General features: G+C 58.9%; 10 protein-coding genes and 1 pseudogene. 6 read left to right on the plus strand and 5 right to left on the minus strand.

All coding sequences use genetic code 11. The features are described 5' to 3' along the window. Positions 1 to 181, plus strand: a pseudogene (locus WCG50_RS14280) (methyl-accepting chemotaxis protein); the annotation flags it as partial. Positions 182 to 250: 69 nt separating this feature from the next. Here WCG50_RS14280 and pyrF read toward each other — a convergent pair. Then, the gene (gene pyrF, locus WCG50_RS14285) at positions 251 to 1,111 is read right to left on the minus strand and encodes an orotidine-5'-phosphate decarboxylase (protein WP_336900273.1); all 861 of its coding nucleotides are present in this window, start codon (positions 1,109 to 1,111) and stop codon (positions 251 to 253) included. A gap of 99 nt (positions 1,112 to 1,210) precedes the next feature. Here pyrF and WCG50_RS14290 point away from each other — a divergent pair, with 99 nt between their 5' ends. From WCG50_RS14290 to WCG50_RS14300, 3 genes are all read left to right on the plus strand, one after another. Continuing rightward, positions 1,211 to 1,378: a hypothetical protein gene (locus WCG50_RS14290; RefSeq protein ID WP_336900274.1), complete on the plus strand. Its 168-nt coding sequence runs from the start codon at positions 1,211 to 1,213 to the stop codon at positions 1,376 to 1,378. Between the two features lie 60 nt (positions 1,379 to 1,438). Continuing rightward, complete coding sequence (locus tag WCG50_RS14295; RefSeq protein WP_336900275.1) at positions 1,439 to 2,398, plus strand: cation diffusion facilitator family transporter; 960 nt, start codon at positions 1,439 to 1,441, stop codon at positions 2,396 to 2,398. 65 nt (positions 2,399 to 2,463) lie between these two features. Then, positions 2,464 to 3,072 carry a hypothetical protein gene (locus tag WCG50_RS14300; RefSeq protein ID WP_336900276.1) on the plus strand — a complete coding sequence of 203 codons (609 nt, stop codon included), beginning with the start codon at positions 2,464 to 2,466 and terminating at the stop codon, positions 3,070 to 3,072. Positions 3,073 to 3,095: 23 nt separating this feature from the next. Here WCG50_RS14300 and WCG50_RS14305 read toward each other — a convergent pair whose 3' ends face one another. Next, positions 3,096 to 4,760 carry an aminotransferase class III-fold pyridoxal phosphate-dependent enzyme gene (locus WCG50_RS14305; protein WP_336900277.1) on the minus strand — a complete coding sequence of 555 codons (1,665 nt, stop codon included), beginning with the start codon at positions 4,758 to 4,760 and terminating at the stop codon, positions 3,096 to 3,098. A 44-nt stretch (positions 4,761 to 4,804) separates the two neighbouring features. On the opposite strand from WCG50_RS14305, the gene asd reads away from it, so the two are divergent. Continuing rightward, a complete protein-coding gene (asd, locus tag WCG50_RS14310; protein WP_336900278.1) occupies positions 4,805 to 5,686 on the plus strand; it encodes an archaetidylserine decarboxylase in 882 nt (293 codons plus the stop codon). Here asd and WCG50_RS14315 read toward each other — a convergent pair. Further along, positions 5,667 to 6,917 carry a glycosyltransferase family 1 protein gene (locus WCG50_RS14315; RefSeq protein WP_336900279.1) on the minus strand — a complete coding sequence of 417 codons (1,251 nt, stop codon included), beginning with the start codon at positions 6,915 to 6,917 and terminating at the stop codon, positions 5,667 to 5,669. The genes asd and WCG50_RS14315 overlap by 20 nt on opposite strands. Positions 6,918 to 6,989: 72 nt before the next feature. Then, positions 6,990 to 8,240 carry a lysophospholipid transporter LplT gene (gene lplT / locus WCG50_RS14320; RefSeq protein WP_336900280.1) on the minus strand — a complete coding sequence of 417 codons (1,251 nt, stop codon included), beginning with the start codon at positions 8,238 to 8,240 and terminating at the stop codon, positions 6,990 to 6,992. Positions 8,241 to 8,398: 158 nt separating this feature from the next. On the opposite strand from lplT, the gene WCG50_RS14325 reads away from it, so the two are divergent. After that, the gene (locus tag WCG50_RS14325) at positions 8,399 to 10,195 is read left to right on the plus strand and encodes an alkaline phosphatase D family protein (protein WP_336900281.1); all 1,797 of its coding nucleotides are present in this window, start codon (positions 8,399 to 8,401) and stop codon (positions 10,193 to 10,195) included. On the opposite strand, the gene WCG50_RS14330 is transcribed toward WCG50_RS14325, so the two are convergent. Further along, positions 10,186 to 10,806, minus strand: a 621-nt coding sequence (locus WCG50_RS14330) for a uracil-DNA glycosylase (RefSeq protein ID WP_336900282.1), incomplete at its 5' end; no start/stop codon positions are given. The two genes, WCG50_RS14325 and WCG50_RS14330, sit on opposite strands and share 10 nt — an antisense overlap.

Below are 10,806 nucleotides of genomic sequence, written 5' to 3' on the forward strand. Positions count from 1 at the left end.
GATCAGCGCCGCCAGCAGCGAGCAAAGCCTGGGCGTCTCGCAAGTGGGCGAAGCCGTGACGCAAATGGACCAGGTGACGCAGCAAAATGCCGCACTGGTCGAAGAAATGGCCGCCGCTGCTGACAGCCTGCGCAGCCAGGCCGGGCAACTGGTACAAACCGTGGCGGTGTTCCAGGTTTAAGCCAAATCGGGCTCTAGCACCCGTGTAACCTGCATAAGCAGCTATTATTTAAATAGCAAAAAGCCAACCTTAGTCGCCAACTTGTTGCTTGGCAGCTTCAAGTACATCGCGGGTTTTAAGCGCCACGCGACGGGCCGCTTGCACGAAGTCGGCGCCATTGGAGGCATAGAGCACAGCACGCGACGAGTTGACGATGATTGGGGCCACAGTGGTGCCAATCTCGCCGGCCACCCCGCGCCAGCCGGCCTTGACCGTGGCCATCGCATCACCCCCCTGCGCACCCACGCCGGGAATCAGCAGCGGCACCGTCGGCGCCACCGCCCGCACGCGCTCAATCTCGGCTGGGTACGTGGCGCCCACCACCAGCCCGAGCTGGCCATTGAGGTTCCACGGGCCTTGCACCAGACGCGCTATGTGCTCGTACAACAGCGGCTCGCCTGCCACGCTGGACAAACGCTGCGGCTGGAAATCGTCGCCACCGGGGTTGGAAGTGCGGCACAGTAAAAACGCGCCTTTGTCGTGGTACTTCAGGTAGGGCTGCACCGAGTCAAAGCCCATGAAGGGCGACAGGGTGACGGCATCGGCCCCGTAGCGCTCAAAAGCCTCAATCGCGTATTGCTCGGCGGTGCTGCCAATGTCGCCGCGCTTGGCGTCCAGAATGATCGGCACATGGGGCGCAGTGCGGCGCATGTGGGCCACCAACTGCTCTAGTTGCGCCTCGGCGCGGTGCGCCGCAAAGTAGGCAATCTGCGGTTTGAAGGCGATCACCAGATCGGCCGTGGCATCCACGATAGCCGCACAAAAGTCGTAGATTTTGGTGGCATCGCCTTTCAAGGCGCCCGGAAATTTGGCCGGCTCGGGGTCCAGGCCCACACACAACATCGAACCGTTTTGGCGCTCAGCTGCGCTCAGCATGTCTAGAAATTTCATGCCCGCATTGTAAGAAGTACTGAGCCCATGTCCTAAGGCGCCGTTAAGACGAAGGCGCGAAGATACAGGCATCGATTCACTCAACCAAAGAGGTTCTCCATGAATACATCCCTGAAAAATTTTCTGCACCAGTACCTTGGCGTGGTGTTGGCAACCCTGATCCCCGTCATCCTGATTGCCTTCATGTCGATGCCGGTCACGCTCGGCGGGGGTCACGCCGACGATTTCTTCGCCGCAAATGCGCCCGTCGCGCAGCATATGACCTAAGCCAACGCGCGTCACAAACACTGCCTACACTTATCGATTTCTGACTAGCGACCGACATTCATGAATTTCAACGAAATCGACGAAGACCCCGACCACGCCACACACACCCCAGCCGAACGCGCTGCCGCTGCATCCCGCAGCACCTGGGTCAGTGTGGGCGTCAACCTGATATTGACGATCAGCCAGATTGCCGTGGGCATTTTTGCCAAGTCGCAGGGCCTGATTGCCGACGGTATCCATTCGCTGTCCGACTTGGTGGCTGATTTTGTGGTGCTATTCGCCAGCCACCACGCCCAAAAAGACGCCGATGAAGACCACCCCTATGGTCACCAGCGATTCGAGACCGCGGCCTCCCTGATTCTGGGCACTTTGCTGTTGGCAGTCGGCGTGGGCATGCTGTGGTCTGCTGCGCGCAAGCTGGAGTCGCCCGAGTCAATACAGACCGTCCACATCGTTGCCCTGTGGGTCGCGGGTGGCGCGCTCATTGCCAAAGAACTTTTGTTCCGCTACATGCTGGCGGTGGCCAAGCGCGTCAAGTCAAGCATGCTGGTGGCCAATGCCTGGCATGCGCGCTCGGATGCAGCGTCATCCCTGGTAGTGGGCATCGGCATCATCGGCAATCTGGCGGGATATCCAATTCTCGACCCGATTGCCGCGCTGATTGTGGGCTTCATGGTCACCAAAATGGGCTGGGGCTTCAGCTGGGACGCGATGCACGACTTGATGGACCGCGCCGTGGACGAAGCAGAGGTCCTCGCCATCCGCAAGACCCTGATGGAAACGCCCGGTGTGAGTGATGTGCATGACGTTCGCACCCGCAAGATGGGCGACATGATCGTGGTGGACGCGCACATTGAGGTCGATGCTCAGATCACTGTGGAAGCTGGCCACGACATCGCCGTGCAGGCGCGCCAACGGGTGCTGCAACGCCACCGCGTGCTCAACCTGATGACGCATGTGGACCCCTGGCACAGACCAGACCTGGACCATGCGGCGCTGGAGAAGCCCATCTTGAAGTAAGCCAGGGCTTGTCACGATATTGAAATCAAAGTGACCTAAATTACTTTGATAGGAGAACCTTTTCAATGTCTGAATTTTTCAAGCAACTTGCCATCCAGCGCTGGGACGACCACCGCTACTATCACCACAGCCGTCTCAACCAGACGCTGCACCTGATCAGCGCTATCAGCTTCCTGGTGGCCTACGCGTTTTTATTCAAGGACCCGGCCATTGCCGCCCTGATCGCCTGGCTTATTTCCATGACCACGCGCCAATCGGGTCACTTTTTCTTTGAGCCCCTTGGCTACGATGAAGTCAACCAGGCGACCAACGCGCACAAGGAAGACATCAAGGTCGGCTACAACCTGCGCCGCAAGGTGGTGTTGCTGTCCATCTGGGCGGCGTCCCCCGTGTTGCTGCTGTTGGACCCCACGCTGTTTGGCTTGTTTGAAGCGCATACCAGCCTCATGGAATTTGCCCGCCACACCGGCTTGATCTGGCTGGCGATTGGGGTTGGTGGCCTGGTATTCAGAACCGTCCACCTGTTCTTCCTGAAGGGCGTGATGGCCGGGCTGGTCTGGATGACCAAGATACTGACCGACCCGTTCCACGACATCATGCTGTACTACAAATCGCCCCTCGCCTTGCTGCGCGGCGAGTGGATTGAGCCGCACAGCAAAGCACCTCACGCATGAGGTACCGGTTCTAGCCGCTGCGGCTAGAACCTGGCTTTGAGTGCTTCTTTCAAGATACGGCGTTTGATGGATTTATTGGTGGTCAGGGGATCACTCAACCACCAGCCATCGCGCTTCATGTTTTGAGCTGCTCGCACAAAGCGATTCGCCACTTCCTCAAAATCCTGCTGGGTGTAATTCAGGCTGAACACAATTCGGCCGGTGCCGACCCAGCTCAAGGCCAGACCTTCCAGTCGCAAATAGTGTTGAAACAACCAGTTGTAGCAAGCGGGCTGCGTGTAGAGCACGGTCCAGATCGAGGACAGGTTCGCCACCTGCACCGGCACGTTCGCCTCGCACAGACGCCGGTTAAGTGCTTGTGCGCGGGTGTTCCAGGTGTCATCCAGATGGTCATACAGCTGGCTGATTTCAGGGCGGTCCAACTGTTTAAGAAACTCGTTCATGGCGCCCATGACATAGGGGTGCGCATTGAAGGTGCCGCGGGCAAAGCAAATGTCTGCAGGCACCGCGTCGTTGTAACGTTTCATCCAGGCGCTTTTTCCGCAGAGCACACCCACCGGCAAGCCGCCACCCAGTGTTTTCCCATAGGTCACCATGTCGGCACGCACACCAAAGTAGTCTTGCGCGCCACCGGGGGCCAGGCGGAACCCGACAAACACTTCATCGAAGATCAAGGCGATGCCTTTGTCATCACAAATCTTTCGCAAGTCCTGCAACCAGGCGGTGTAGGCGCTGCGCGAAAACCCGGCTTTTCTGGAACTGTCGAGCAAGGAAGAATCTCCCGGCGCCGGCGCATTGGGGTGCAGTGCCTGCAAGGGGTTCACCAGCACACAGGCAATGTCCGAGCGGTTGCGCAAAACACGCAACGTCGCGGCACTCATCTCGGCCAGCGTGAAGGTGTCGTTGGCGCGAATCGGGTTGCCAATGCCGGGCTGCACATCGCCCCACCATCCGTGGTAGGAGCCGCAAAAGCGCAGCACCTTGTCACGCTTGCTGTGGTAGCGCGCCAACCGAACGGCTTGCATCACGGCCTCGGTGCCCGACATGTGAAAAGAAACCTCGTCCATGCCCGAGGTGCTTTTCAGGCGCGCCACATTGTCAACCACCACGGGGTGGTAGGAACCCAGCACCGGCCCGAGCGAGCGCACCGCGTCAGCGCCCTGGTCAATACAGTCTTTGTAGAAGTCGTTGCCAAACAGGTTGACGCCATAGGAACCGGTCAGGTCGTAATAAACATTGTCATCCAGGTCGGTCAAAGTGACGCCCGAGGACGCTTTGGCGAACGAGCCGATCTTGAGTCCCTCGCTGGCAAGTTGCCTGAACTGAAACGGAATCCGGTAGGCGCTGATGAATTGCAGGTCGGACAAGCCGCCGGCCACTTCGCTGCCAGCCTCTCGGCTCCGGGCATACCGGGTGCTGAACTGGGTCACCAGCGAGGCAAAGGCGCGCTGCCGGCCCGCCACCACCGAAGGTACCGCACCGTCCAGGCCAAACGCCTCTTCGGCACTGTAGCTGTAGGTGGGCAACTGAGCTGCAATGCGCTTGGCAATGCGCGGGTGACCCGCCAGGGACCGGTGTTTGGCGAGCGAGAGCTCAGCGCGATTTTTAATTTTCCGAGCTGCACCAACCAAAGCGATGCTGCCGGCACCGATCAAGAGCAAGGAATTCAATCCAATAGTTTCATTCACAAAAATATGCCTTTTAATAATTACCAAACACGAGCTTTGACGTCATGAACCTACGCCAACAAATTCAAAAAATACTCAGCCAGGAAGACCTGAACTTCCTACTCACCAACCGTTTGCCGCGCCGCTGGCTGACCCAGTTCATGGGCCGCTTCAGCAAGATCGAGCAGCCCTGGGTGCGCGATGCGTCGATTGCCATCTGGAAATACTTTTCGGCACTGGACCTCAGCGAGGCCAAAAAACAAAGCTTCAGCAGCATGCACGACTGCTTCACGCGCGAATTGAAAGACGGGGCCCGCCCGGTTGACCACGACCCGTCTGTGATGGCGAGTCCGGTGGATGCCATCGTGGGGGCGAATGGCCCGATTCGGGGCACGCAGGTGTTTCAGGCCAAGGGGTTTCCGTATGCACTGGAGGACCTGCTGGGCACCGAGGAAAACCTGGCCGACTGGCAGGACGGCTACTTCGTCACCCTGCGCCTGACGTCGAGCATGTACCACCGTTTTCACGCGCCCTACGATTGCACGGTAGAAAAGGTGCGGTACTTTTCGGGTGACACCTGGAACGTGAATCCCATCGCCCTGCAACGCGTTGAAAAATTGTTCTGCAAAAACGAGCGCTCTTTTATTCGTACTCAGTTCACCGGTGCGGGGCCATGCCAGGGACAACGCGTGGCGCTGGTGCCGGTGGCCGCTATTTTGGTGGCCAGCATTCGTCTGCATTTTCTGGATGTGCTGTTTCATTTGAAGTACTCAGGGCCCAAGACCATCGACTGCGAGGCGCATTTTTCAAAAGGGCAGGAAATGGGCTGGTTTCAGCATGGCTCGACTGTCATCATCCTTGCACCCAAGGGCTTTGCGCTGAGCCAGGAATTGCATCAGGGCGCAAACATCAAGATGGGCCAGGCACTCATGCGCTGGGCTGACTGAATGCCACTGGGCCACGCAACGGTGTGGCCGTGGCAAACGCATGGCCATGGCGTTCCACGACGCCGCTGAGCGTGGCCACAAAGCCATCGTAAATCGCGTTCCAATTGAGGTGTGCCACACTGCCCGCAGCCTGACTGCGAACCTGCTCCTGCGTCTTCCTATCCTTTGCCAGCGCCACGCTCGCATGCACAAAGTCCGACTCAAGGCTCCCTGCTACCAGCACGCCGTTCTGACCGGTGGTGATCAACTCCTGCGCCGCAGCGCAGGCAAAGGACACCACCGCCAGACCACTGGCCATCGCTTCGGGCACCACATTGCCAAAGGTCTCGGTCAGGCTGGGGAATAGAAACACGTCGCCTGAAGCGTAGTGCGCCGCCAGGGCTTCCCCTTTTTGCACGCCTGCGTAAATGGCCCCTGGGCACGCCTGCTCCATGCTTTTGCGCAAAGGACCATCGCCGACAAAGACCAGTTTGGCTTTGGGCAAGCGCAACTGAATGGCTTGAAACGCAGCAACGACAGCGCCTACATTTTTCTCTTTGGCGAGCCGACCTACGCTCAAAAACACCAAATCCTCCGGGCCGGCACCCCACTGCGTGCGCAGTTCCTGCGAGCGTTTGGCAGGGGAGAATTGCTGGGTCTCTACCCCGCGCGACAGCAGCGTCACATGCTGGTACCCGCGACTCTGCAGCGCCAGTTGCATAGCGCGCGTTGGCACCATGGTGGCCTGGGTCCGGTTGTGCAGTTTGCGCAAGTAGCCGTCAATCGGTGACTTGAGCAGGCCCATGCCGTAGTGCTGCGAGTAGCTCTCGAAGTTGGTGTGAAATGAACTCGTCACCGGCAACTTCAGCTTGCGCGCTGCCGACACCGCCGACCAGCCCAGCGGCCCTTCGGTCACGACGTGCACAATGTCCGGGCGCTTCTCGGTCCAGAGTTTAATGAGCCGGTTTTTAGAGGGCAAACCAAAGCGTAATTCGCCGTAAGTAGGCAACGGGATGCCTCGCGACAAGACCTGGTCCAGCCCAGCGCGCAAGGGCGGTTCATCTTCAACGCCCTGACGTGGTCGCACGACTTGCACGGCGTGTCCACGCACCAGCAGGCCCTCGACAATTTTCCCCAACGTCATGGCAACGCCATTGACCTCGGGTGGATAGGTTTCAGTGACCACAGCAATCCGGAGACTGGGCGGGCGAGCAGCGTAGGACGCTACGAATAGTTCATTTTGATTGTTCACACCCCACAGGCTAATGCGCCAAAGTAACAAATTGATGATGGTTTTTTGACAGTTTGACGACAGCGCACCCTGTCAGGAGCAAGTCTGCCCGGTGGTCGTTTGCAACACGCCTTGTTGACGTTGAAGCACCAGAATCAAGAGCATGGTGACGGACACCAGCACGCCAAAACTTGTGATCAAAATGCGCAGGTCAGCTTGGGTAGCGGTCGCCAGGGCATACAGCGCCAGCATCAAAAGCATGCCGGCGTTTTCGTTAAACCCTTGCACCGCAATCGAGCGACCGGCGGTGAGCAAGGTACAGCCCCGGTGTTGCAGCAGCGCATTCATCGGCACCACAAAATAACCAGCCAGGGCACCGACCACCATCAGCAACAGGGCCGCCATCAGCACCGAGTGCACCAGCAACATCACCGGCACCAGCAGACCCAGCACCACCCCCAGCGGCAGCAAATGGGTGGCGCGTGCGAGTCGCACATAACGGCTGGCCAGGATGGCGCCGACGATAACCCCCACGGCGGTGACGCCTTGCAGGTAGGCGGCCTGGGTGAGCGACAAGCCCAGCGACTCGCTGGCCCAGCGCAACACGATGAGTTGCAAGGTGGCGCCCACACCCCAGAGCAGCGTGGTCACCGCCATGGACAAGCCGCCCAGCGGGTCGCGCCATAGCATTTTGTTTTCCTTGAAGAAGCGTTGAATCAACGCAACAGGATGGATGGAATGCCCCGGGTAGCGAACACCGTTGTCGCGCACGCCCAGACTCAAGAGCGTGGCGCTGCTGTACAAGGCCAACAGACACAGCATGCCTGCGATCAACGCAGTCGAAGTGCCACCCAGGTAGGAAATCGAGGATGACAAGTTGACATGAGGCATCACGGCACTGATCAGCAAGCCACCCAGGGCCGTTCCGAAAATAACCGCGCACACCGTCGTGCCTTCAAAAAATCCGTTGGCGCGGACCAGTTCATCGGCGGGTAGTAATTCTGTGATTAGCCCGTACTTGGCCGGGGCATAAATGGCAGCCCCCAAGCCGCCGCAAGCCAGCGCCAGCACCGGGTCTATACCGCCCAGCAACAGGAGTACCGCGCAGACCTTCAGAAAATTGGCCCACAGCATCACCCGACCTTTCGGAAACGAATCGGCCAGAGGTCCTACCAACGGCGCCAGCAACACATAGAACAGCGTAAAACTGACTTTGAGCACCGGGATGACCCAGGCCGCAGCCGATTGCTCAATGACCCGGGCAATCGCCACGATCAGGAACGCGTTGTCGGCGATGGTGGATAGAAACTGCACCGCGAGAACAATAAAAAATGTGCGGGGCATGGTGGCGTTCTTGCGAACGAGTTTGACTTTAAAAAGGGTGCGAAGACCTATTTAAGCAAGTCAGTGTGAAGGCTTCGTGACAACCTTTTATTTGGCGGGTTCATTCATCTATTTGTCACATCACGGGCTTTAAATGAACTACTTTTCAGGAGTTTTTCATGTCAGATATCAGTAACCGTCGCAACTTTTTGGTCACTACCGCCTCTGCTTCTGCGGCAGCGGTGGTTGCCAGCTCACTGGCCGCCTGTGGCGGCTCCGACGCGACGCCTTCGACATTCAACTACGGCGTTGCCAGTGGCGACCCACTGGCCGACCGTGTCATTTTGTGGACCCACGCCAAGATACCTGGCAGCACAAATGCCGTGGGCCTGTCCTGGCAAGTAGCAAGCGACAGCACCTTTGCCACGGTTCTGAAATCAGGCCGCCTTGTCGCTTCCGAGGCCACCGGTTTTACCGCCAAAGTGGACGTCACCGGCCTGACGTCTGGCGCCAGCTACTTCTACCGCTTCACAGATGATGCGGGTGTGGTCTCTACGGTAGGAACGACCCGCACCTTGCCGACCTCTTCTGCCACATCGGTCAAACTGGCCGTGTTTTCATGCACACTGTTTTCAGCTGGTTATTTCAATACCTACGATGCAGCGGCCAAATCGGATGCGCAATATGCCATTCATCTGGGTGACTACATTTACGAGTACGGCTCTGACCCCGCCAAGTTTGGCAACACCAATGTTGATACAAGTATCACGGCCGTCACGCTCAACCGCGTGACCAGCCCGGCCAACGACATTGTTAGTTTGAGCGACTACCGCACCCGCTACGCCCTGTACAAATCGGACCTCAACCTGCAAGCCTTGCACGCCAAAATGCCCTGGATCACGATCTGGGACGACCATGAATTTGCGAACAATGCCTATATGACCGGCGCTGAAAATCACAACCCGGCAACGCAGGGCGATTGGACCACCCGCAAGAACAACGCCGCCCAGGCTTACCACGAGTGGCTGCCGATTCGCACGCCCGACACCGCCAACCTGCTCAAAATCTACCGCAGCTTTGATTTTGGCAACCTGCTGTCGCTGCACATGCTCGACACCCGGATTGAAGGGCGTGTCCAACAGTACGACAACTTTGGCGACACCGATGGTGGCGTGACGCGTTACCTGACGGCCATGGCGATGGGCACGGATGCAGCACGCACCATGATCAGCGCGACGCAGCAGTCCTGGCTCACCGACAAACTCACGGCGTCCACCGCCACCTGGCAATTTCTGGGCAACCAGGACATCATGGCGCGCATGTGGTTTCCAGCCTCCGTGTTGAGTGCACAGGCCACAGCCATTGCAGCTCCCACTCAAGTTAATGGACAAGCCGTCATGACCGCCATCTCGGATTACCTGACGGCCAAAGGTGCCCGCTATGGTGCTACTTTGGGTGGCCCGGCCATTACGCAACCGCAGGCAGATTTGCTGAACACGAACTTGAACCCCACCATTCCCTACAACCTCGATGCGTGGGACGGTTACCCCAGCAACCGCGAAGCCGTTTTGCAAACCATCCTGGGGCAAGGCAAGAAACTGGTGGCCCTGTCTGGCGACTCGCACAACGCCTGGTTCACCAATTTAACGACTCTCAATGGCACCAAAGTAGGCGTTGAATTTGCTGGCTCATCCGTTACCTCCCCCGGCTTTGAAAGCGCGGGTCTGGGCGGTTTGGCCAGTTCACTGGATGGCACTGCGGTGGCTGGACCCACCGTTTTCGGAAGCGGCCTGGGCCTGGTCGACGACCTGAACTACAGCAACACCACGCAACGCGGCTATTTGCTCATGACTGTGACGGCTGCAGCGGTCAAGGGCGAGTATGTATTCATGAGCACCGTCACCTCCAAAACCTACACGCCCACGATCGGAAAAACCATTACCGTGACAACCACAGGCGCTGTAACTTACGCCTGAGGACCTTGGAGGACCGCCAGCGCCAGGCACAAATCAGCCCAGGCGCGGGCTTTGTCTTGCGGCGTGCGCAGCAGGTAGCTGGTCGGGTAGGTCACGATCACCGGGATTCCCTGGTAACGGTAAACCTGGCCGCGCAGTTTGCCCAAGGGAATGGCGGCCACGTCGGGCTGGCTGGCTTGCAGCAGGATTTGGGCGGCAAAGCGGCCCATCGCCAGAATCACTTTAGGCTGTACCAAAGCGACTTCGCGGCGCAAGAAGTTTTCACACAAGGCGAGTTCTGCCGGCGTCGGGTTGCGCACCACGGCCGGGCGGCACTTGACGGCGTTGGTCACATAAGCGGCTGCCTCGGGTGCCAGCGCGGCGCCGGTGCGCTTCACGCCCACCGCCTTGAGCATGTTGTCGAGCAACAGCCCGGCGGCCTCCACCAACGGCACACCCTGGCGCTCTTCGGCATCGTCGGGGGGCTCGCCCACCACCAGCCAGTCGGCGCGGCGCGGCACATCGTCCTGCGCGCCAGCAAATACCGCAGTTTGACGGCCAGTGCACAGCTTGCAGGCTTGGCAGTTGGTCACCGTGTCGGTCAGCGCGGCCCAGTCCATGGCGGCAATGCC

This window comes from Rhodoferax sp. (assembly GCF_037143375.1).
Classification (GTDB): domain Bacteria; phylum Pseudomonadota; class Gammaproteobacteria; order Burkholderiales; family Burkholderiaceae_C; genus Rhodoferax.

Coding starts and splice junctions, on each gene's coding strand:
- WCG50_RS14300 (WP_336900276.1), top strand. CDS start 2,464: ATGTCTGAATTTTTCAAGCAACTTGCCATCCAGCGCTGGGACGACCAC.
- lplT (WP_336900280.1), bottom strand. CDS start 8,240: ATGCCCCGCACATTTTTTATTGTTCTCGCGGTGCAGTTTCTATCCACC.
- pyrF (WP_336900273.1), bottom strand. CDS start 1,111: ATGAAATTTCTAGACATGCTGAGCGCAGCTGAGCGCCAAAACGGTTCG.
- asd (WP_336900278.1), top strand. CDS start 4,805: ATGAACCTACGCCAACAAATTCAAAAAATACTCAGCCAGGAAGACCTG.
- WCG50_RS14295 (WP_336900275.1), top strand. CDS start 1,439: ATGAATTTCAACGAAATCGACGAAGACCCCGACCACGCCACACACACC.
- WCG50_RS14325 (WP_336900281.1), top strand. CDS start 8,399: ATGTCAGATATCAGTAACCGTCGCAACTTTTTGGTCACTACCGCCTCT.
- WCG50_RS14290 (WP_336900274.1), top strand. CDS start 1,211: ATGAATACATCCCTGAAAAATTTTCTGCACCAGTACCTTGGCGTGGTG.